At 37.4% G+C, this 22,960-nt stretch carries 22 protein-coding genes, 2 tRNA genes and 1 riboswitch; of the genes, 17 read left to right on the top strand and 7 right to left on the bottom strand.

The window, feature by feature from the left end; translation table 11 throughout:
- Positions 1-78: 78 nt before the first annotated feature.
- The 10 genes from M23134_RS06805 (at position 79) to M23134_RS06760 (ending at position 6,622) form a co-directional block, all read left to right on the top strand.
- Positions 79-483 carry a hypothetical protein gene (locus M23134_RS06805; RefSeq protein ID WP_002694820.1) on the top strand — a complete coding sequence of 135 codons (405 nt, stop codon included), beginning with the start codon at positions 79-81 and terminating at the stop codon, positions 481-483.
- 237 nt (positions 484-720) lie between these two features.
- Positions 721-1,125 (top strand): hypothetical protein, encoded by a 405-nt coding sequence (locus M23134_RS06800; RefSeq protein WP_002694819.1) that lies wholly within the window; start codon positions 721-723, stop codon positions 1,123-1,125.
- A gap of 234 nt (positions 1,126-1,359) precedes the next feature.
- Complete coding sequence (locus M23134_RS06795) at positions 1,360-1,764, top strand: hypothetical protein (RefSeq protein ID WP_045113140.1); 405 nt, start codon at positions 1,360-1,362, stop codon at positions 1,762-1,764.
- Between the two features lie 237 nt (positions 1,765-2,001).
- Positions 2,002-2,409, top strand: coding sequence for a hypothetical protein (locus M23134_RS06790; protein WP_045113139.1), 408 nt, complete (start codon positions 2,002-2,004; stop codon positions 2,407-2,409).
- A 233-nt stretch (positions 2,410-2,642) separates the two neighbouring features.
- A complete protein-coding gene (locus M23134_RS06785; protein ID WP_002694816.1) occupies positions 2,643-3,041 on the top strand; it encodes a hypothetical protein in 399 nt (132 codons plus the stop codon).
- A gap of 246 nt (positions 3,042-3,287) precedes the next feature.
- Positions 3,288-3,686, top strand: a complete 399-nt coding sequence (locus M23134_RS06780) for a hypothetical protein (protein WP_002694815.1) — start codon at positions 3,288-3,290, stop codon at positions 3,684-3,686.
- 144 nt (positions 3,687-3,830) lie between these two features.
- The gene (locus M23134_RS06775) at positions 3,831-4,235 is read left to right on the top strand and encodes a hypothetical protein (protein ID WP_002694814.1); all 405 of its coding nucleotides are present in this window, start codon (positions 3,831-3,833) and stop codon (positions 4,233-4,235) included.
- A gap of 242 nt (positions 4,236-4,477) precedes the next feature.
- On the top strand, positions 4,478-4,888 hold the full coding sequence (locus M23134_RS06770; RefSeq protein ID WP_002694813.1) for a hypothetical protein: 411 nt from the start codon (positions 4,478-4,480) through the stop codon (positions 4,886-4,888).
- 423 nt (positions 4,889-5,311) lie between these two features.
- Positions 5,312-5,725, top strand: a complete 414-nt coding sequence (locus tag M23134_RS06765) for a hypothetical protein (protein WP_002694812.1) — start codon at positions 5,312-5,314, stop codon at positions 5,723-5,725.
- Positions 5,726-6,070: 345 nt separating this feature from the next.
- The gene (locus M23134_RS06760) at positions 6,071-6,622 is read left to right on the top strand and encodes a class I SAM-dependent methyltransferase (protein ID WP_002694810.1); all 552 of its coding nucleotides are present in this window, start codon (positions 6,071-6,073) and stop codon (positions 6,620-6,622) included.
- A 93-nt stretch (positions 6,623-6,715) separates the two neighbouring features.
- On the opposite strand, the gene M23134_RS06755 is transcribed toward M23134_RS06760, so the two are convergent.
- The 3 genes from M23134_RS06755 to M23134_RS06745 all read right to left on the bottom strand — a co-directional run bounded on the left by M23134_RS06755 (position 6,716) and on the right by M23134_RS06745 (position 8,650).
- The gene (locus M23134_RS06755; RefSeq protein ID WP_002694807.1) at positions 6,716-7,060 is read right to left on the bottom strand and encodes a hypothetical protein; all 345 of its coding nucleotides are present in this window, start codon (positions 7,058-7,060) and stop codon (positions 6,716-6,718) included.
- A gap of 366 nt (positions 7,061-7,426) precedes the next feature.
- Positions 7,427-7,960, bottom strand: a complete 534-nt coding sequence (rimM, locus tag M23134_RS06750) for a ribosome maturation factor RimM (protein ID WP_002694806.1) — start codon at positions 7,958-7,960, stop codon at positions 7,427-7,429.
- A gap of 135 nt (positions 7,961-8,095) precedes the next feature.
- Positions 8,096-8,650 (bottom strand): 30S ribosomal protein S16, encoded by a 555-nt coding sequence (locus M23134_RS06745; RefSeq protein ID WP_002694801.1) that lies wholly within the window; start codon positions 8,648-8,650, stop codon positions 8,096-8,098.
- A 255-nt stretch (positions 8,651-8,905) separates the two neighbouring features.
- Between M23134_RS06745 and M23134_RS06735 the strand changes: the two genes are divergently transcribed.
- The 4 genes from M23134_RS06735 (at position 8,906) to M23134_RS06720 (ending at position 13,448) form a co-directional block, all read left to right on the top strand.
- Positions 8,906-9,508: a lipoprotein signal peptidase gene (locus tag M23134_RS06735; protein ID WP_002694797.1), complete on the top strand. Its 603-nt coding sequence runs from the start codon at positions 8,906-8,908 to the stop codon at positions 9,506-9,508.
- A 37-nt stretch (positions 9,509-9,545) separates the two neighbouring features.
- Positions 9,546-10,196 (top strand): lipoprotein signal peptidase, encoded by a 651-nt coding sequence (locus M23134_RS06730; protein ID WP_002694796.1) that lies wholly within the window; start codon positions 9,546-9,548, stop codon positions 10,194-10,196.
- 139 nt (positions 10,197-10,335) lie between these two features.
- The gene (gene nadE / locus M23134_RS06725; protein WP_002694794.1) at positions 10,336-12,207 is read left to right on the top strand and encodes an NAD(+) synthase; all 1,872 of its coding nucleotides are present in this window, start codon (positions 10,336-10,338) and stop codon (positions 12,205-12,207) included.
- Positions 12,208-12,491: 284 nt separating this feature from the next.
- A riboswitch (cobalamin riboswitch) is annotated at positions 12,492-12,644 on the top strand.
- A 165-nt stretch (positions 12,645-12,809) separates the two neighbouring features.
- Entirely contained in the window at positions 12,810-13,448 is a 639-nt protein-coding gene (locus tag M23134_RS06720; protein ID WP_002694792.1) for a cob(I)yrinic acid a,c-diamide adenosyltransferase, read from the top strand.
- 644 nt (positions 13,449-14,092) lie between these two features.
- On the opposite strand, the gene M23134_RS06715 is transcribed toward M23134_RS06720, so the two are convergent.
- Positions 14,093-14,166: transfer RNA gene (locus M23134_RS06715), tRNA-Asn, on the bottom strand.
- A gap of 101 nt (positions 14,167-14,267) precedes the next feature.
- Positions 14,268-14,341 (bottom strand) — tRNA-Asn (locus M23134_RS06710).
- Positions 14,342-14,759: 418 nt separating this feature from the next.
- On the opposite strand from M23134_RS06710, the gene M23134_RS06705 reads away from it, so the two are divergent.
- From M23134_RS06705 to M23134_RS06695, 3 genes are all read left to right on the top strand, one after another.
- A complete protein-coding gene (locus M23134_RS06705; RefSeq protein ID WP_002694791.1) occupies positions 14,760-16,241 on the top strand; it encodes a Do family serine endopeptidase in 1,482 nt (493 codons plus the stop codon).
- Between the two features lie 287 nt (positions 16,242-16,528).
- Positions 16,529-18,094, top strand: a complete 1,566-nt coding sequence (amaB, locus tag M23134_RS06700; RefSeq protein ID WP_002694788.1) for an L-piperidine-6-carboxylate dehydrogenase — start codon at positions 16,529-16,531, stop codon at positions 18,092-18,094.
- A 412-nt stretch (positions 18,095-18,506) separates the two neighbouring features.
- The gene (locus M23134_RS06695; protein ID WP_045113137.1) at positions 18,507-18,929 is read left to right on the top strand and encodes a response regulator; all 423 of its coding nucleotides are present in this window, start codon (positions 18,507-18,509) and stop codon (positions 18,927-18,929) included.
- A gap of 109 nt (positions 18,930-19,038) precedes the next feature.
- Here M23134_RS06695 and M23134_RS06690 read toward each other — a convergent pair whose 3' ends face one another.
- Both M23134_RS06690 and lpdA read right to left on the bottom strand, forming a co-directional pair.
- Positions 19,039-20,493: a hypothetical protein gene (locus tag M23134_RS06690; RefSeq protein WP_002694783.1), complete on the bottom strand. Its 1,455-nt coding sequence runs from the start codon at positions 20,491-20,493 to the stop codon at positions 19,039-19,041.
- Between the two features lie 210 nt (positions 20,494-20,703).
- Positions 20,704-22,101 carry a dihydrolipoyl dehydrogenase gene (lpdA, locus tag M23134_RS06685; protein WP_002694782.1) on the bottom strand — a complete coding sequence of 466 codons (1,398 nt, stop codon included), beginning with the start codon at positions 22,099-22,101 and terminating at the stop codon, positions 20,704-20,706.
- Positions 22,102-22,960 lie beyond the last annotated feature (859 nt).

Here is a 22,960-nt window from a genome sequence, read left to right as displayed (position 1 = left end):
TAAATAGTAACAAAAGGGTAAAGTGTGATTTATTTTGCCCTCTATTTTTAATATAGTAAACCAATAAATTATCAGTTAATGATAGAATTAGAGTACAAAAGCGATTTTTTGGAAATTTCTTATGATTCGGAAAATTCTTGGGTAATAAGTAAGTGGACAGCCAATACCAGTTACCTCACTGTCGACCAATACAAACGCGAAATACATGCACTGGTGAAGGCTTTCGCTAATCACCAACCTCTTACTGGCAACTTGTCATTGGCTCAGGATTTTAACTTTATAGTTGCCCCTGAACTGCAAGATTGGGTAATGCTACAGTTTGAAGGTTATTTTCCTGCCAAATCGGCAACAATAGTAGCGGCAGAGTTTGTGTCGCAGTTGAGTATTGAACAAACACTTCAGAGCTTAGATGGAGCAGTTTGTTATTTTGACAATGAACCAGAGGCTAGGGAATGGTTGCTTGGTAAAGAAAAAGCAAGCTAAATTTAAAGGCTATACATTAGATTATGGCAGTGCTTACTGCGATGGTTGGTACAGGGAAAGTGAAAGATGTATGAATTAGAAATCTATAAGCATTTTTCTATATGATTTGGAAGGGGGATTGGAAGTTTAGATTGAAAAGAAACTGGCATGTGTTTATAACGTATTATTTGATAGAGGATAAAATATACCTTATTTTATTCTATGTTTTTATGTAATCAACAAATAAATTACTAGGCAATGGTAGAATTAGAGTACAAAAGTGAATTTCTCGAAGTTTCTTATGATTCGGAAAACTCTTGGGTAATCAGTAGATGGAAACCCAATACCCTTCACCTTACAATTGACCAATACAAAGAGGAAATATTGGCGGTACGTCAGGTTTTTATTAATCATTATCCTTTTGCTTGCAATTTGTCGCTGAATCAAGATTTTCACTTTGTGATTGATCCTGCAACGCAGGAATGGATGGCACAACAACTTAATGATTATCTGCCCCCTAAATCGGCAGTGGTAGTAGCAGCCGAGTTTGTAGCACAACTGAGTATTGAACAAACAGTACAAGATATGGAGACCGCAGTGAAATACTTTGACAATGAACCAGAGGCTAGGGAATGGTTGCTTGGTAAAGAAAAAGCAAGCTAAATTTAAAGGCATACATTAGATTATGGCAGTGCTTACTGCGATGGTTGGTACAGGGAAAGTGAAAGATGTATGAATTAGAAACCTATAAGCATTTTTCTATATGATTTGGAAAGGGGATTTTAAGCCATTGGAAAAGAAATTGGCATGTGCTTATAACGTATTATTTGATAGCGGATAGAATACGCCTTATTTTATTCTCTATTTTTATATAATCAACAAATAAATTATCAGGTAATGATAGAATTAGAGTGCAAAAGTGAATTTCTCGAAGTTTCTTATGATTCGGAAAACTCTTGGGTGATCAGTAAGTGGACACCCAATACCCTTCACCTTACAATTGACCAATACAAAGAGGAAATATTGGCGGTACGTCAGGTTTTTATTAATCATTATCCTTTTGCTTGCAATTTGTCGCTGAATCAAGATTTTTACTTTGTGATTGATCCTGCAACGCAGGAATGGACGGCACAACAACTTAATGATTATCTGCCCCCTAAATCGGCAGTGGTAGTAGCAGCCGAGTTTGTAGCACAACTGAGTATTGAACAAACAGTACAAGATATGGAGACCGCAGTGAAATACTTTGACAATGAACCTGAAGCCAGGGAGTGGTTGATTGGTAAAGAAAAAGTAAGCTAAATAACTTAAAGGCTACACATTAAACTGTGGCAGTGCTTACGCTAGTGGTTTGTGTAGGGAAAATGAAAGATGTATGAATTAGAAACTTGTAAGCATTTTTCTATATCATCGCAAGGGGAATTTTAAGCCATTGGAAAAGAAACTGGCTGGTGCTTATAACGTATTATTTGATAGAGGATAAAATACGCCTTATTTTATTCTCTATTTTTATATAATCAACAAATAAATTATCAGGCAATGGTAGAATTAGAGTACAAAAGTGAATTTCTAGAGATTTCTTATGATTCGGAAAATTCTTGGGTGATAACCAGGTGGACACCCAATACCCTTCACCTTACAATTGACCAATACAAACAGGAAGTAATGGCGTTTCGTCAGGCTTTTGTTGACCATCATCCCTTTGCTGGTAGTTTATTGTTGGCTCAAGATTTTTACTTTGTAATTGATCCTGCAACACAGCAGTGGGTGGTACAACAGTTTACTGGTTACATGCCCCCGAAATCCGCAGTGGTAGTAGCAGCAGAGTTTGTATCGCAACTGAGTATTGAGCAAACAGCGCAAGATCTGGAGGCCGCAGTGAAATACTTTGCCAGTCAATCTGAAGCCAAGGATTGGTTGCTTGGTAAAGCAAAAAAAGTGAGCTAAACTTAAAGGCTATACATTAAACTGTGGTAGTACTTATCCTAATGGTTTATGTAGGGAAAATGAAAGATGTATGAATTAGAAATCTATAAACATTTTCTATATCCTCGCAAGGGGAATTTTAAGCCAATGGAAAAGAAACTGGCTGCTACTTATAACGTATTATTTGATAAAGAATGAAATATACCCTATTTTATTCTTTATTTTTATATAATTAACCAATAAATAATCAGGCAATGGTAGAATTAGAGTACAAAAGTGAATTTCTCGAAGTTTCTTATGATTCAGAAAATTCTTGGGTGATAAGTAGGTGGACACCCAATACCCGTCACCTTACAATTGACCGATACAAGCCAGAAGTAGTGGCATTACGTCAGATTTTTGTTGACCATCATTCCTTTGCTGGTAGTTTGTCATTAACCCAGGATTTTCACTTTGTGATTGATCCCATCCTGCAGCAGTGGGTGGTACAACAGTTTACTGATTATATGCCCCCTAAATCTGCAGTGGTAGTAGCAGCAGAGTTTGTATCACAACTGAGTATTGAGCAAACAGTGCAAGATTTGGACACCGCAGTGAAATACTTTGCCAGTCAATCTGAAGCCGAGGATTGGTTGCTTGGCAAAGCAAGCTAAACTTGAAGACTGCACATTAAATTGTGGTAACTGCTTACCCCAGTGGTTTTGTGGGTAGGGTAAAAGGATAGTGAACTGGTACTCTTTTTCGTGTCATCAGAAGGGAATTTTAAGTCATTAGAAAATTAGATTGAAAGGGTACTTCCATACGTTTACAACGTATTATTTGATAATTAACAACTTGTAGAGGGTAAAGTGTGACTTGTTTTACGCTCTATTTTTATATAATCAATAAATCATCAGGCAATGATAGAATTAGAGTACAAAAGTGAATTTATTGAGATTTCTTATGACTCGGAAAACTCTTTGGTGGTAACTAGGTGGACACCCAATACCCGTCATCTTACAATTGACCAATACAAACAGGAAATATTGGCGGCACGTGAGGTTTTTATGAACCATTATCCTTTTGCTTGTAATTTGTCCCTGACTCAAGATTTTCACTTTGTGATTGATCCTGCAACGCAGGAATGGACAGCACAACAGTTTAATGATTATTTGCCCCCTAAATCTGCAATGGTAGTAGCAGCCGAGTTTGTATCACAACTGAGTATTGAGCAAACATTACAAAATATGGATGTGATGGTTCGCTACTTTGACAATGAACCAGAAGCCAGGGATTGGTTGATTGGTAAAGTAAAATAAACTTTAAGTCATTGGAAAATTAGATTGAAAGGGCACTTACATACGCTTATAACGTATTATTTGATAAGTAATAACTTGTAGAGGGTAAAGTGTGATTTATTTTGCTCTCTATTTTATATAATTAAACAAATAAATTATCAGGCAATGATAGAATTAGAGTACAAAAGTGATTTTCTAGAAGTTTCTTATGATTCGGCAAACTCTTGGGTGGTGAACAAGTGGACAGACAACACTCGTTACCTTACTATTGACCAATACAAACAGGAAACATTGGCATTACTTAAGGTTTTTGTGGATCACCAACCTCTTGCAGGCATTTTGTCATTAACCCAAGACTTTCATTTTGTGGTTGATCCTGAAATGCAGGAATGGATAACAAAAATTTTTGAAGGGTACCTTCCCTCTAAATCAGCAATAGTAGTAGGATCAGAGTTTGTATCACAATTGAGCATTGAGCAAACTGTGCAAGATCTGGATGTAATAGTTCGTTATTTTGACAATGAGTCAGAAGCTAAGGAATGGTTGCTTGATAAAACAAAAATGAGCTAAACTCAAAGATTGAACTGTAGTAGCACTCACCTTGGTGGTTTTTGTGGGGAAAAGGAAAACAGGAGCCTATAAGCACTTTCTATATCATCAGAAGGGGAGTTTTAAGCCATTGGAAATTTAGATTCAAAGGAAACTGACAGGTGTTTATAACGTATTATTTGATAAATAATAACTTATAGAGTGTAGGGTATGTCTTATTTTGCTCTCTATTTTTATATAATAAACCAATAAATTATCAGGCAATGATAGAATTAGAGTATAAAAGCGAATTTCTCGAAGTTTCTTATGATTCAGAAAATTCTTGGGTGATAAGTAAATGGACACCTAATACCCGCTATCTTACCATTGATCAATACAAACAGGAAGTGTTGGTGGTATGTCAGGCTTTTATTGACCATAAGCCCGTTTTTGGTAGTTTGGCATTGACTCAAGATTTTTACTTTATACTTGATCCTGAAACGCAGGAATGGTTAACTCAGCAATTTGAAGGATACCAGCCTTCTAAATCTGCAGTGGTAGTAGCACAAGAGTTTGTGTCACAACTGAGTATTGAGCAAACAGTGCAAAGCATGGATATAATAGTTAATTATTTCTCAAACGAGCAAGAAGCTAGAGAATGGCTCATGAACCAAACAAAAGTGAGTGAGAATTAACAACCGTACGGTTACCTGTAGCTTGCTTTTGAGGTTTGTGTGGAAGGATTACGAACCAGAAAAGAGAATAAATACAGTAGCTTTAATATACAAGCTCACTGACCTTTCACAACAATTATTTTTGGTTACTTTTTACTTGAATAGAATCCAGCACCTTGTGCTTGTATTTGATGAAGTAACAGTCCAAAACTACACAAATCATTGATTTTTATAGCAGTATTGGATATGAGCTCGTCTGACTTTTTTGAACGATTTGCAACTCATTATTAAAAGACGAGATGAGTTCTATGTTTAAAGCGAGGTTGAAAGAAAGCTAACAGGCATTTATAACATATTATTTAATAAGTAATAATTTATAGCAGGGTAAAGTATGCCTTATTTTACTCTCTATTTTTATATAGTAAACCAATAAATTATCAGGCAATGGTAGAATTAGAGTATAAAAGTGACTTTCTGGAAGTTTCTTATGATTCGGAAAACTCTTGGATAATAAGTAAGTGGACTTCCAGTACCCAGCACCTTACGGTTGATCAATATAGACCTGAAATACTGGCACTGGCGAAAGTTTTTCGTGATCATCACCCTTTTGTTGGTAGTTTGTCGTTGACTCAAGATTTTAACTTTATAGTTGATCCTGAGCTGCAAGACTGGGTAACGCAACAGTTTAATGATTATCTGCCCCCTAAATCAGCAATGGTAGTAGCAGCAGAGTTTATATCACAACTGAGTATTGAGCAGACAGTGCAAAACATGGAGACCGCATTGAAATACTTTGACAATGAGCCAGAAGCTAGGGAGTGGTTGCTTGGTAAAGAAACAAAAGTGAGTAAGTCTTAAAAATGTATCCTTCATTGTAATAACTTATCTCTGTGGTTTGTGTGAGTAGAATGAAAGGATTATGAACTGGAAAATATCCCTAAAATCAATGAAAAGCATCACTGCATAGAGAGCATAAGCGCATTATACAGGCAAGTTTCAACATAGAAAATATATTCTTGTAGGATAACAAGAGTGTATTTTCTGTTTTTTTTGTATGCGTTTTCCTGGGCTTGGATAAATGTTTTGGGGAGCTACAGAGTGTATTTTATGGCGGACTAGTGGGTGTATCTTTTGATTTGTGCCCCCAGCCTTGTAGCTTTGCAAAGCTTTATTATCAGCAATTACATTTAAACTCTCTCAGATTTGAACCGTCTACAATTTTTTTTTGAAGCTACTAAAAATATCAGGCAAGCGGGTACCATTGCTCAAAGCTCTCGTTTTTTGATTCGTAAAATGCTATTGCCTATTGATTTTTCAAAGGCTAAAGTTATTGTAGAACTGGGTGCAGGTAATGGGTGCATTACAAAAGCTATTCTTGATAAAATGCTACCTGATGCTCAATTGCTGAGTTTTGAGGTAAACCCAAAGTTTATAGATTTGCTTGAAGGAATTAATGATAAGCGTTTACACGTAATTGCCGATTCTGCTGAGAAAATTCCTGAATATTTGGCGCAACATAACCTAATACATACCAATGCAGTTGTATCTGGATTGCCCTTGGCTATTTTTCCTAAAGATTTGAACACCAATATAATGGAAGCCATCAAAAACACTTTGAGTGACGAAGGAGTTTATACCCAGTTTCAATATTCATTGGCAAGTTTTGGTATGCTCAAAAAACAGTTTCCCTCAGTGACTCGTGATTTTACCCCTTTAAATATCCCCCCTGCATTTGTTTATATTTGTCGAAAATAATCATCAATAGATATTGATAAAACACAAAACTAAAAAAGAGCTATGACTAGTATCAATGCTCTTTTTTAGTAAAGGAAAAAGTGAAAGGCTTACTTACTTGGTTGTTGTAAAAGCTATCTGTCCATCCACTTCTTTGACTTTTTGGGTCTTGCTATCTATGGCTTTTTTGACTTTTATCAATACGCCATCTCCCTTTTCAAGCTGGAAATCTTTTTCCAACGAAAAAGTGTTCGAATTGTACAACTTGGTAGCAATTGACCCTCCGCCTCTGAAAACAGTTATTTCCATAAGTTTTATTTTAGCCTGTTGGTTATTGGCTACTACTACTATGTCAGGGGTAGCTTTGATAGACAATGGCTTGTTGATAGACAAAGCTTTACCTTGAGCGTTGGTAAGTTTCCAATGGACGTTGGTTTGTGCCTGAACTAGTGGAATCATAACCATCATAAGTGTTAGCAAGCATAAAAGTTTTTTTAACATGGTTTTATTGGTTTTGTGACTATTAATATTTGAATTGACTTTTAATACTTTAGGTGGTAAAGTCAGTGGAGAGACTTTTGTAAAAAAACTAACCTGGTGTTTAGTCAAATATTGAATTGGGGATAAGATTTATTGGAATAGTAAAGGAAGCAGTACACTAAAGCATAGCGTCAGGTAAGAGGGATTTTCAGGCAATAGTTACACTCAAAACTTGAAACAAGTGGGATATAAGGCATCAAATACTTGGTCATAGTGATTGTTCATTCATAAAAAATAAGCCCCATTATATGACCAATAATGGGGCTTTATCTTTAACTGATTATTTTATTCATCCTCCAAGTACACATCCAGCAAACCTCCTGGCAAAGTTACCACAATAACTTTTTGTTCATGGTCAAGCTTTTGAATGATCTGGTCTTTGATATAAGGTATTAATACTTCTTTACCTTGGTGAGTTACCCCAATCAAATCTTGGTTGGTAGAATCATAGAGTTGGGTTACTTTACCTATTTCACCCTTGTCGGCATCTACTACCATATACCCCAAAATATCGTGGAAGTAGTACTCTTCCTCTTCAGTTTCGGGGAGTACATCAATAGGTAACATCAACTTGCTCCCCACCAGCATTTTTGCTTGGTCTACATCGTCTATTTCTTCAAACTTAAGACGTACATAGCCTTGTACAAACCTTACCTGCTCGATAAAGTAGGGGACCATGTGACGATCTTTTACCACAAAAATTGATTCTATTTCACGATACTCTTCCGAGTTATCCACATCAAACACTGCATGGATTTCACCTTTTACTCCATACGTTTTGGCTATGTAGCCTACTTCGTAGCAATCTTCAAAATTCATTGTTATATATTTAGTGACTAGCTCTGAGCAACGTGTTGCCCGATAGAAAGCATAAAAAAACCTTTGCTTCTCAAGAAAAGCAAAGGTTTGTCAAGAATGAACAAGTGATTTTTCTGAATATTCGGAATCTCTTGTTTATGATTCAGTGTTTTCTGCCTCGTTGGTTTCAGCAGTAGCTTCTGCATCGCCAGCTTCACCACCTTCAGCATTTTCGCTTTCAGCAGCTTTCGCAGCTTCTTCTTGTTTTTTCTTAAGAGCTTCAGCACGTTTTGCGCTTACTTCTGCCTCTGCTGCCAAACGAGCCTTTTTAGCTGCTTCGCCTTCGGTAGAAAGTTTTTCAATACGTGCAGTAATCTTAGCATCTTTCTTAGCTTTCCATTCTTCAAACTTTTGAGCTGCTTGCTCTTCAGTGATCGCACCTTTTCGTACCCCTATTTCTAGGTGTTTACGAATCAATACGCCTCTGTAAGAAAGCATTGCTTTTACGGTATCTGTTGGTTGTGCACCATCCAATACCCATTTCAAAGCGCGCTCATCGTCTAAAACAATAGTAGCCGGAACTGTATGTGGGTTATACGTTCCAATTTTTTCGATGAATCGACCATCACGTGGTGCTTTTCTGTCAGCTATGACAACATCGTACAAGGGCTTTTTTTTGCGCCCTCTTCTTGCTAATCTAATTCTTACCATATTATCTTAAAGTAAATGACCATAAATGACAGAACCCGTCTGTCTATTGGTTTTGGTGCGCAAAGATACTACATTTTTTCAGGATTGGTGTTTTTGCAGGGAAAACTTTTAATAAAACAAGGGCAAGTTTATAAAGATAAAGTAGGTAGAGGCTGTAAACCCTTAAGGTTCTTTATCAAACATTTTGTATTTTTGCTATTACTACATTTTTTAACGCTAACCACACTGGTGGTAGAATAGTTTAGTCTGATAGTTATGAAATATTACAAAGTGTATGTATTTGTATTAGGGGTGATTTTGCTTGATCATACAGTAAAACTATGGATACACTTTAATATGGGTCAAGGTTTTTTGGGACAAATTAATCTGCTGGGCAACTGGCTTAAGGTGCAGTATGAGCTCAACTCAGGAATGGCATTTGGAGTAGAATGGGGGCGTACTTATGGCAAATTGGCACTCACTATTTTTAGGTTATTGGCTACCATTGGCATCTTGTTTTACCTTAGAAGGCTACTCCATCGTCATGCGCATTCAGGTTTGATCTATTGCATTGCGCTCATTTTGGGCGGAGCTATAGGCAACCTTATCGACAGTGTTTTTTATGGGGTTTTGTTGAACAACGCCCCTGCTGATGTCCCTTTTGCTTGGTTTCATGGACAGGTAATAGATATGATTTACATCGATTTGCTTGGTGGGTATTTACCCCATTGGATTCCTTTTGTTGGTGGAAAATATGTCCCTGCTACAGTTTTTAATATAGCTGATGCCGCAATTTTTATCGGAGTTATTGTTATTATTGTGCGCCAAAAACAATTTTTTGCCAAAAAACGCCGAAAAAAATATAAGACAATTGCGTAAAGGCAACTACCATGTCATTTAAGAATCTCTGAAGCGAATGAAAAAGACACATAAATTATATAAATACTTTCTATTAAGTTTTGTCGTAATCTTGCTCGATCAAGCAGTAAAATTGTTGGTACATTATAATATGGATCCAGGATTGGCTGGGGAAATTAAGGTATTGGGAAGCTGGCTCAAAATTCACTATGTACTCAACCCTGGAATGGCGTTTGGCCTTAAACTAGGTTCTGTATATGGCAAGCTCATCCTTACCCTGTTTCGCTTGCTTGCTACAGTAGGCATTGCTTACTACATGTCGTTGCTTGTCAAACGCAAAGCGCATACTGGGCTTGTATGGTGTGTAGCACTTATACTTGCCGGAGCGGTGGGCAATGTGGTAGATAGTACTTTTTATGGAGTGTTTTTAAATAATGCTCCTGCCGGTTCTCCTACTCCTTGGTTTCATGGGCAAGTGATAGACATGATCTACCTTGACATTTGGGAAGGGCATTTGCCTCAATGGTTGGGAGGACAATATTATGCGCTTTGGCCTATTTTCAACATTGCCGATTCAGCTATCTTTCTGGGGGTAGCAGTTATTTTGGTCATGCAGCGTAGGTTTTTTAAAGATGCTGAAGATAAAAAGCAAGACAACGAAACCAATAAAGATACCACAACACCTTCTACAGGTACTACGGCCAATTAGTGAGCAGGTACTTTTGAAGCAAAATATAACCGTTTGGAAGTTGATTTTCCGAACGGTTTTTTATCTATAGAACCAAGCAATCAAAAATTGGAAAGTTTTTTGAAACCTTCTAATTTAGGTATTCAAACAAACAACAATTATGACAAGGCTTAAAATTGGCGGTGCAGCACTCAATCAAACTCCGTTGGATTGGGAAAACAACCTAAAAAATATACAAAATGCTATAGAACAGGCTAAGGATGCATCAGTAGATGTATTGTGTTTGCCTGAACTGTGCATTACAGGGTATGGATGTGAAGATATGTTTTTGAGCGATTGGGTGGCAGACAAGGCACTTGGGCAACTGAATGAAATCGCCCAGTGGTGCACCAATATTGTAGTAGCAGTAGGCTTGCCAGTAAAGTTTGATAATGACTTGTACGACTGTGTATGTCTAATGCATAACCAAGAAATTCTGGGTTTCTCAGCCAAGCAAAACCTTGCCAATGATGGGGTACATTATGAACCACGCTGGTTTAAAGCCTGGAAAGCAGGCAGGCTGGAGATGCTAAAGGTAGGAACGAAAAAGTACCCTTTTGGAGATATTATTTACATTGCCAAAAATATTAAAATTGGTCTTGAAATATGTGAAGATGCCTGGAGCGGCCAAAAGCGTCCAGCGCACCAACTCAATAAACGTAAAGTAAATCTGATACTCAACCCCAGTGCCAGTCATTTTGCTTTTGCCAAAGCCAAAAATCGTGAAAAGCTGATGTTGGAAGCCAATGCTCCTGCGTATTTGTATTGCAACTTGTTAGGTAATGAAGCTGGTAAGATGATCTACGATGGGCAAGTATTTGTTACTCAGGGCAATCAGGTAATTGGGCGTAATCAGTTGTTTTCTTTTAAAAACGTTGACCTATTAACCACCCAGGTAGATTTTAAAAACCCTGAGAACTCTGATGCTACCCTGGAAGCTGCTCAGTTTAACAAAAATCAGGAGTTTGTACAGGTACTTTCACTTGCTTTGTTTGACTATATGCGCAAAAGCCGCAGCAAAGGTTATATTCTCTCATTATCAGGTGGAGCCGATTCATCTACTTGCGCTGTAATGGTTGCCGAAATGGTAAAGCGAGGAGTAGCAGAATTGGGCTGGGAGGCATTTCTTGAAAAATCAGGAGTTGCCTTTGACGAAGAACAAATGAAAGATGCTTTGCGTGAAGAAGACCCACCTCTTAGGCACATCGTCAAACACTTGCTTACATGTGTATATCAATCTTCTGACAATTCGAGCTATCAAACCCTCAACTCTGCCAAATTGCTTGCTCAAGATTTGGGTGCTACCTTTCATCACTGGAGCATCAAAGAGGATGTGACCAGTTACTCTAAAAAAATAGAATATATTATTAACCAATCGCTGAGCTGGCATAAACACGATATTGCTTTACAAAATATTCAGGCAAGAGCTCGTTCTCCTATTATTTGGATGCTTGCTAACATCAAAGGAGCTTTGTTGATTGCTACTTCTAATCGTAGCGAGGGCAGTGTAGGCTACACTACTATGGATGGCGATACATCGGGCGGTATATCACCTATTGCAGGAGTAGATAAACACTTTATCCGTGAATGGCTCAAATGGGCAGAAACCTCACTGGGACAAAAAGAACTAAGGCATGTCAATGCTTTGCAGCCTACTGCTGAGCTTCGCCCCAAAGACGATGACAGTACTCAACAACAAACTGATGAGAAAGACCTGATGCCTTACGAAGTATTGCAGGCTATAGAGCGCCTTACATTATATGAGCGCCTTTCACCCAAGCAAATATTTGAACAACTGCAATCAGAAGTAGCAGATATAGAACTCTTGAAAGAACATATTCGTAAGTTTTTTCGCTTATGGAGTCGTAACCAATGGAAACGAGAACGGTTTGCTCCTTCTTTTCACTTAGACGATTACAGCATAGACCCTCGTAGTTGGTTTCGCTTTCCTATTTTATCTGGTGGTTTCCAGCAAGAACTGGAAAGTTTGTAGCGTTTTTTAAAAGAGAGGTGTTTTTTTATGAAGGAGATTATTTGGGTAGTTTACTAAGCTATGCCTCATTGTAAATATTTGCTTTGAAAACATCCCTTCTTGCGTTATCTTTATTGCCATAGTTTAGAGTGTAAACTCATTTTGGTTTTTGATACAAACGAAAATAATAACCTTGCTTTTTGCTAGAACTCACCCTGATTTTTTGAATGGTTTACATTTCATTATTAAAAGTAAAGATGAGTTCTCAGGCTATTCTGCAGGAAGCAAGGTGTTTATCATCTATTATTAAAAGTCAAGATGGGGGCTTGGTTTAAAACCAAACTCTTACGCTATGCAAATAAAGTAATAAGGAATCGTGTGAAAATCATGAGCTGACGCGCAACTGTAACTGGAAAAACTCCACAAGCCAGGATACTTTACTTTATTTGTCAATTTGATAAAGCTTTCGCGAACCAGGGCTGGATCAAGACTAACAGGTCAATTCTACAAGTCCATCATCTGAATAGTACGCTCCATTCAAAAGGAGACCCAAACACTTACTAGATGTTGTATTGTGCTGGTTGCTTTAGGCTTAGCTCTTATCCGCCCTCAAACAAAAAACAATGAAAATATATACTAAGAAAGGAGATGCCGGAAAAACGGGTTTATACGGTGGCAAGCGAGTATTCAAAGATGATATTCGAGTAGAATGTTATGGTACACTTGATGAAGTAAACTCTACCATTGGTTTGTTAAGGGCTAAATTAGATATTAGCCATGAGTGGCAAACCAACTTGCGAAAAATTCAGAAAGATATGATGGATATGATGTCGCATTTGGCGCGTCCCTCTGATGTTAAAAAAGTAAATACAAACCCCATGCCTACCGATGGGGCAGATTTTTGTGAGCAATGGATTGATCAGTTAGAAAATAATTTAAGGACTGCCTCTGATTATTTTTTGTTGCCAGGAGGCAATGAAGTGTCTGCTTTGTGCCATGTGGTACGCACGCAGATGCGTCGTGGTGAGCGACACCTAGTAAGCCTTATGAAAGAAGATGAAGTACACGAAGCCATTCCTGCTTATATCAATCGTTTATCTGACCTGTTTTTTACATTGGCTCGCGCCGAAATGGATAAAAACATGGTGGAAGAGGAAAAGTGGCAATTATTTGTTTACAAAAGAATTAAAAAAGAAGAGTCGCCTTTGAGTGAAGAAGAAAAGGCTGCCAAGAAAAAAACGGTACGTCCTAAAATGAAGTAATCCAGGGCGTTAAGCATTAAGTAAATGCACTACTATTTGGGATGAGTTTTGTTTTCTGACGAACTTTAAAAATCGCGCAGAGTTCGCTTTCTGAATTTCGATGCATATCGGAACCTTAGCTACGCAAGTTTTTTAAAGTAAAGTCAGGGGGCAAAAGTCGCCAAAGAACCGAGGCTACAGTTCTACTGTGCCGAGTTTCTAAATCCCGAACTTGATTCGGGTATGTTCGAATTTAATGGGTTAGGTATTTAGTGTTTAAGGTACTAGGTTTAACTGAGAACCGACTTTTCGCACGTATACTTCAGAATTTTCAAGACTTAAACAGGTATTTCTCAATATAAAAATTCATAAAAACATTAAAATAAGAATTATATTCTAAGGGGTTTTTACACTTAGCAACAAAAAGAGATTTTAAATGATATAAGGTATTTTCCCTAAAGCAAAATACACTGATAAGTTACTGATCTTCAAGCACTTGTTAATTATTGATTTTTAAAATACACGTGCGGAAAGTGGGTGAGAATTTTATAAGTATAAAATTATTGAGTTAAAACACCTTTTCAGATGGGAGGGTATCACAATAAAAAGTAAAGTTAGGTATTTTTGACTAAAGGTTATTTAGGCAATTTGATAAGAAAGTATTGCTCCTCCTGTTGGACTCGAACCAACGACCCTCTGATTAACAGTCAGATGCTCTAACCAACTGAGCTAAGGAGGAGTATTATTGATAAAATGCTACATTGAATAAAAAAAGGTAAAACTAATTTAGTTTTACCTTTAACCAACAATATTCTTTAACACTATGAACACTAAATATCGCTCCTCCTGTTGGACTCGAACCAACGACCCTCTGATTAACAGTCAGATGCTCTAACCAACTGAGCTAAGGAGGAGTGTCATTCAGTAAAAATGCGTTGCAAAGATAAGGACGATTTGAATAATTAAGCAAGTTTTTAGAGAAAAAAAATAAAAAAATATTCTGTCTGACTTTTATCCTTTTGATAAAAAGGTGTCCTCAGGTATTTAATGAAGGTTTTTGGGGTGTTTAACGTAGGAAAAAAAATTGAATATTTTTTTAAAGTGAACAAAGTAAAGGCACAAAAGGTTGCTTGCCTCTAAAAGCTTTGCTTGACAAGAGCCTGGAATTGCAGAGCAATGAATGATGTAAAAACAAGCCTGATGGAGGTTTTTTATGAGAAGAATGACCAATTAGTTAAAATTATTTATTATTTTTAGTACGTTAGTGAGTCATACATTACGTCTAATGCCTTGTTGATGCTTACTGATATACAGTTTAACACTTGATACACTATGAACAAAAAAAGTTATTTAATAAGCCTGTTGTTGGCATCAATACTAGGGGGCTTTGTAGCTGTAAAACTCAACCAATACTTACAACCCAAGCAAACCATTCGTTCAATTCAGGATCGTCAGAATATCCAACTGGCTAATTTTCTTAAAGACTCTACCATTAAAGTACCCAAAGGTTTGAATTTTGTAATTGCGGCCAACGCTGTAAAGTCTGCCGTAGTGCATATTAAAACTACCTATGCTGGCAAGGGTAAATACTCCTCTTCTTCTTCAGACCCTTTAGAAGATATGTTCAGGCAGTTCCACGGAGAAGACAATTATCGCCGTCGTCAACGTCGCCCCCGTCAGTCTTCTGGCTCTGGTGTCATTATTACTGACAATGGCTATGTTGCCACTAATTATCATGTAATAGAAAATGCTGGGCAAATAGATGTAGTTTTAAATGATAAGCGAAGCTATAAAGCCAAACTTGTTGGCAAAGACCCCACCACCGACCTCGCCTTGCTTAAGATACAAGAAAAGAATTTGCCTTTTGTAAAGTATGGCAACTCTGATAAAACCCATATTGGTGAATGGGTATTGGCAGTAGGTAACCCTTTTGACTTGACCTCTACTGTAACTGCGGGTATTGTAAGTGCCAAAGGCAGAAACATCAACATACTAAGTGGACAGTATGCCATAGAGTCGTTTATTCAAACCGATGCAGCTGTAAACCCTGGAAACAGCGGTGGTGCGCTGGTAAACCTCAAGGGTGAGTTGGTAGGCATTAATACTGCCATTGCGACTCGCACAGGCTCTTATTCAGGCTATTCATTCGCTATACCGGTAAATATTGTGAAAAAGGTGCTGGATGACCTCATGAAGTATGGACAAACCCAACGGGCGTTATTGGGGGTTTCTATCCAAAATGTAGATGCTAACTTTGCCAGCAATAAAGATTTGAGTGTAGTAAGTGGGGTGTACATTGCCACCTTGACTAAGTCAGGTGCTGCGCGCAGCGCCGGGCTAAAAATAGGAGATGTCATTATTAAAATAGATGACCAGCAAGTACGCAATATGGCTGACCTTCAGTCGCTGATTGCTACTCGACGTCCTGGCGATCAGGTAAAGGTGACTTATGCACGTGGCGAGCGGGTATTAAGCACAATGGCTACACTACGTAACCGCCAGGGAAACTTTAAAATTATGCGTACTCCACGCAAAATAGCTACTGAAAAAATACTGGGTGCGGTGTTTGAAGGAATAAGTCTCAGTGAAAAAACCAAACTCAAGATTGATCATGGAGTAAAGGTAATTGATGCTGGTAAGGGGAAACTGAAAGAGTCAGGCATTCGTAAAGGATTCATTATCACTTACTTTGGTGAAGAGTCAGTCAATTCTCCCAAAGATATTGAGCGTTTGATTAAAAAACGTAAAAGGGTAATAGCGATAGAAGGAATGTACCCCAATGGCGAAAAAGCTTACTATGCTATAGGCTGGTAAGTGATCTGGAAAAAATAAGATGTGCCAATTTAAGAAAATATATTGTTCTCAGACGATTCAAAAAAAACGGTGCATAGCCAAAGCTATGAGGCTTTTTTTTTGAGAAGAATGAGGGCAATAGATACACTTTAATGGCTCAAATTATTTATAAAAGATCACTAAACATACCAATAAATTTTTTGAACAATAAAAAGGGTATTTTGGGTAAAATCTATAAATACCCTTTTTTATTGCCTTAAAATTGGCGTAACTTTGCTCAAATTTATCATTAATCACTAGGTTGATATATGGAAGCTACAACAAAAACCACTGAAGAAATTCAACAAATATTAAGTACACTTGGAATCAAGGACATGAACCCTTCTTATGGAACGGGACAAGAATATGGTTCGGTACAAGGTGGTACTCAAAAAGCTATTCACTCGCCTATAGATGGGCAATACTTGGCAACAGTGCAATATGCTACTCGTGAAGAGTATGACAAGGTAATTGGTGCCGCTCAAAAAGCTTTTGTAGAATGGCGACAAGTGCCTGCCCCAAAACGTGGTGAAATTGTTCGTCAGATTGGAAATAAATTAAGAGAATATAAAGAGCCTTTAGGCAAATTAGTTACCCTCGAAATGGGTAAAATTTACCAAGAAGGTTTGGGCGAAGTACAAGAAATGATTGACATCTGCGATTTTGCCGTAGGTCAGTCTCGTCAACTGTACGGAAAAACCATTGTTTCTGAGCGCCCTGAGCACCAAATGCTTGAAAAATACCAACCCTTAGGTATCATTGGAATCATATCGGCTTTTAACTTCCCGGTAGCAGTATGGTCTTGGAACGCAATGTTGGCGGCTATTTGTGGCGATGTTTGTGTGTGGAAGCCTTCTGAAAAAACGCCTTTGTGTGCCATTGCTTGTCAACACATTGCTGCACAGGTATTGAAAGAAAACAACTTGCCTGAAGGTATTTTTAGTTTTATCAATGGAGACGCTGAGCTAGGCAAGTGGATGGCAGAAGATAAGCGTGTTCCTTTGGTATCGGCTACTGGTTCTACTCGCATGGGTAAAAGCGTAGCACAAACGGTGGCTGGTCGTTTGGGTAAAAGTTTGCTGGAGTTAGGCGGAAACAATGCCATCATTATGACCGCAAACGCCAATATCGAAATGGCTATGAGAGCTACCTTGTTTGGCGCAGTAGGTACTTGTGGACAACGTTGTACCACTACCCGTCGTTTGATCATTCATGACTCTATTTATGACAATGTAAAAGACCGTTTGGTGAAAGCTTATGGAGGGTTATCTATTGGTAATCCATTGAAGGCTGACACATTGGTTGGACCATTGATTGATCAAGAGGCTGTACAAGGTTTTACCAATGCATTGGAAAGTGTACAAAAAGAAGGTGGTAAACTGCTTACTGGTGGCGACGTGTTAAGCTTGAATGGCTTAGAGGGTGGCAACTATGTACAACCTGCCATTGTAGAAGCTGAAAACAGCTACCAGATGGTACAGGAAGAAACCTTTGCCCCTATCTTGTATTTGATCAAATACAGTGGTGATGTAATGAACGCCATTGATATTCAGAATGATGTAAAACAAGGGTTATCTTCGGCTATCTTCTCTGACAATGTACAGGAAACCGAGACATTCCTTTCTTTCCGTGGCTCTGATTGTGGTATTGCCAACGTAAATATAGGTACTTCAGGTGCTGAAATCGGCGGAGCTTTTGGCGGAGAAAAAGAAACCGGGGGTGGACGTGAGTCTGGTTCTGATTCTTGGAAAGTATACATGCGTCGTCAGACCAATACTATTAATTATAGTCAGGAACTACCTTTGGCACAAGGAATTAAGTTTGATGTTGACTGAAATAATCGTTTAAATTAGTCAACTTCAACTCATAGATATTCGTTTTAACAAGGTGGGAATTTATCATAAAATTCTCACCTTGTTTTTTTTGCTTTATACAAAACACCACTTGCCTCAAACTTATTTTTCTGAAAACAATTAAATATTACTGAAAACATAAGAAATAGTTACTAGAATTTGTATTTTGGAAAAGTTAACTTAAAAACTACCTTTTATAAACCGATCATTTTCGCGGATTATTGATTAATTATAAAATGTTTTTTATTTTTAGTTCAAATACTATGATTAACATTTATTAAGTGTAGATGAAAAAATAACTACTTAGAGGTCTATTTAATAATTGATAAGAACTATACTTACAAATGGTCATGTTGTATCATCAATCAAATCACTTGGTAGAAAATCAAAAACTATGACAAACTCACAAGTTACATATAATGCGGTAATGTTAATAGATGATAATGAGATCGATAATCTTATTAATCAGAAAATTATCGAATCTTCCAGTATTACTGACAACATTTATACTCATACTGGTGGAAAAAGTGCCATAGAGTTTTTAAGAAATGCAGAAAAAATAGCCTCTAAAATGGGCAATAACAGCTTTTTGCCTGATGTTATCTTCTTGGATATAGATATGCCATTAATGGATGGTTTTCAATTTTTGGACGAGTTTGAACGTTTGCCCGATCGTATCAAACAACATTGTAAAATTGTAATGCTTACCTCTTCTATCAACTCAAAAGACATCAAACGTTCTAAAAGATACGAGTACGTAAAGGCGTATGTAAACAAGCCGTTGACCAAAGACAACCTAAATGCAATGAAACTGTAATAAGGCTTTTTGATACACACTAAGACTAAGACATAAAAAACGCATAAGATCAAGGATCTTATGCGTTTTGTTGTTTAAATAAAAGTTGTTTACAAGGTGATATTAGGTATTAAAGTACTCTTTTGATAAAGTCATCATCTAACTTTATATACTTGGTCAGACAAAAGCCAGTCCAGTAAGTCTTTTTGAGCTTATCCATAAACCCTCTGATTTTGGTCTCCCGATCAGCACGATTGGTTTGGTTGGCAGTTTTCAGAATCTTAGAAAATAATACCACGTGAATACAGGTCTCTTTACCCAATAAACGAATCTGACGCTGTATACTGTTCATAAGCTGCGAGAATAAGTCGCTATCTTTGAGTATACAGTATTGTATTGCCAGCAAAAGCTTAATTTCAAGGTGTACGTACGGGTATTTTTTAAGGCTAATATCGTTGAGCAAATTGTTGATCCAGCGCACTGCTTCCTCGTATTTTTCTGCGTAAAAACAACACAAAGCCCGGTAAGCTACATAAGTAACATATTGTGGAATGTTTTGACGGTCAGGTTCAAACTCCAGAAACAACCCCTTGTTTTCTTCGTACATGTCGTGTTGAGTACCCAAACGGTTGTGGCGCTCAAGCTTGGTAAATAAAAAGCGTGAAGGGAAGGTGTATAGGTTGTAGCAAGAAAGTAAACTGCCAATAGAATCGTTTACATCCTCAAAGTATTTCTCAGCCTTACGATAAAGTTTATAGTGATTATAATACTCCAGACGCAACAGTTGAAATACAATATTGAGGTGAAAATAAATGGTATCTTTTTCATAGTCTGAGAAGATACTATCTACCTTATTGAAAATATCTTCAATAGGTTCTAAATTGTCCTCCTCAAAAGTTTCGTCATCGGGCTCTACAAACAGGCGATGAAAAATATTTACACAACTTTGGTAAATATACAAGCGATGTGAGTGATCGGAAGCGTGCATTTTACACTTATTATGTACCTCTTTCATCAATAGCGAAAGCTTCATTTTGTCAGTATCATCGTCTGAGAAGCTGTATATGCCATATTTTTTAAAGTAGTCAGACAATAAACTTTCTACCTCATCTACCGCCAGTGTATAAGCAACGTGCTTGTTGTACAGCTGAGAATAGGTAAAGTGCTCTGGAGAAGTAGCGTGTAATTTTTTGAGTGTTTTATAAACAATCATTAATTCGTTGGATAAGTCGTAATCCAATAATTGTTTTTCCAGAGTTTTGAGAGTTGTAATAGCAATCGTGCGTTTTTTGGTAAACACAATTTCATTGATATTAGCAACTTTTCGTAAGAGATCGGTACGTGGGCTTTCTATTTGGGCAAGGAGATGTTCCTCAATTTTTTGATTGAGCCTGGAGCGTAAAGTATAATAGGCATTGGTGTTTACTTTAAGCTTTTCCATTACCTTCGCATCAGATAACTGCTCCTGGTGCATGTATCTTAGCAGGTCAGCAGATTTCTCAGCATTACTATCTGCTAATGATTTGTATATCTGTTCGTAATCATCATTAGAGAGTTGCTTAATAATATTTTTTAGCTTAGCCATCCCTGATATTTTTCGTTTTTTGAAAGAAAAAATGTTTTGTTAATGTCATGCCTTTTTTGGTGGTCTGTTAAAAAAAAAGCAAAAGCTTCAAAACTAGACCAATGTAATAAATAATATTAAATTTGCAAAAAAATAGCTTTTATTTAATTTCAAAAAGTAGAAGAGGTATAGAACCCCTCTACTTTTTGAGATTTACCACAAAAATACCCCTTACATGTGTATAGGGCGATTTTCTGTTGCGGCAAGGCAAGCTTCTTTAAAAGCTTCAGTATAAGTAGGGTGTGGGTGAGATATGCGGGCAATGTCTTCAGCAGATGCTTTAAACTCCATTGCTACTACCCCTTCCATAATCATATCGGCAGCACGTGCCCCTATGATGTGTACCCCTAATATTTCATCGGTTGTTTTATCGGCCAATATCTTTACCAAACCCTCTATGTCCATACTAGCCCGCGAGCGTCCCAGTGCACGGTAAGGAAATGTACCTACTTTATATTCATGTTTGTTGTCTTTGAGTTGCTCTTCGGTATAGCCTACACTGGCTACTTCTGGCCAGGTATACACTACGCCTGGTATAAGCAAATAATTCATGTGAGGTTTTTGTCCTGCCATTGCCTCGGCTACAAAAACACCTTCCTCTTCGGCTTTATGAGCCAACATAGCCCCACGTACTACGTCGCCTATGGCGTATATCCCTGGCACGCTGGTTTCGAGGTGTTCGTTTACCGGAATACGTCCCCGCTCGGTTTGAACACCAATGTTTTCAAGCCCTAGTTTCTCAGTGTAAGGGCGTCGTCCTATTGCCACCAGGCAGTATTCTCCAGTAAACTTTACTTCTTCTTCTTTTTTGTTCACTGCAGTAACTTCTGTGTGTCCCCCTTTGTTTACAATATTGGTTACTCTGTGGCTAAAAAAGAACTTAATGCCTATTTTTTTAAGCGACTTGGTCAGCTCCTTGCTCATTGTGCGATCCATACTTGGAATAGCCGCATCCAGGTACTCTATCATAGTTACTTTAGTGCCCAAGCGCGCATACACCGACCCCAACTCGGTAGCAATTACCCCAGCCCCTATGATGACCATTGTTTCAGGAACTTTGGTAATTTCAAGTGCTTCAGTAGAAGAGATGATGCGTTCACCATCAAAGTCAATATTAGGCAAAGAAGTAGGCTCTGAACCAGTGGCAATAATTACCTTTTTGGTTTTCACTTCTTGAGTTTCACCCTTGTCATTGGTTACTTTAATGGTGTTTTTATCAACAAAAGACCCCCAACCATGAAACTCATCAATATTGTTTTTCTTCATCAAAAACCGAATGCCACTGGTATTTTGGTCTACTACATCACCTTTTCTTTTAATCATTTGTGGCATGTCTACCTCAAGGTCTTTGAGTTTGATACCATGGGTTTTAAATGATTTTTTAGCGTTGTAATAATGCTCAGAAGAATCAAGCAATGCTTTTGAGGGAATACAACCTACATTGAGGCAGGTGCCCCCTAAGGTAGCAGATTTTTCGATAATGGCTGTTTTAAAACCTAATTGAGAAGCTCTGATGGCTGCAACATAGCCACCCGGACCTGACCCTATTACTGTAACGTCGTAAGTCATAGTTTGAATTTTTATTATGTAGGTAAACAAGTACCTATTGGTTTCTTAAAATAAAACAACTGCTCTGCCTTTGGCTAATTTTAAAGAAGCGCTCGGAGGAGTTTTTACAAACATATCAAATATATGCCACAAATGGCACAAAACCAATTGTATAAAAACAGGACTGTTAACCTGGGTAAAAGAAGGAAACAAATGACTAAAATTAGCGAAAATTTGTGTAGTTGTATTGCTCAAAGCTACTTTGACTTATACAAGAGGCACTCTTATAAAAAACAGTTCATTTGGTGTTAATCCAACACTTGAAGTGCTTACTTTGGTTTTGCGGATAAGAGAACCTGCCCAGGCTTTTCTTTTGGATTATAAAATTGCTCTTAGGTCAAGTTTGACCTGCTTCAGTTATAAAAACCAGGAGGTGAATACTTTGCTTCTCAAAAAATAAGTGATTACTTATTTTTTGCCTAAAATTTTCTTTGCAAATCGTGGGGCATCACAAGTGAAACAGTGAAAATTGAGTACCATAAAAAGTGAATGTTTTTGAAGCAAAAAATAATTGCACACATTATATATTTTTGTTGAATTCGTTATTTTTATGTTTTTATTTGCTTATTAAGGTTAATTTTAGTTTCAATCAAAATAAAATTTCACACACTATTTATGCTTTTTACTCGTGGTATCCTTTTTTGCCTCTAAGTACCTACCTAATATTTATTGGCATATTTTAAAAAATACCAAATCGGACTATTTGCAGACAAAATGGTGTGTTTCCAATAACCTTAAAAATTATGTAGATTTGTAATAGCATCAAGTTGCGAGCTACAAAAGGCTTATCCATAAACTACTTGAGACTTGTTGCTCGACA

The sequence above is a fragment of the Microscilla marina ATCC 23134 genome, from assembly GCF_000169175.1.
GTDB lineage: Bacteria > Bacteroidota > Bacteroidia > Cytophagales > Microscillaceae > Microscilla > Microscilla marina.
This window is presented reverse-complemented; position numbering and strand designations above follow the sequence as displayed.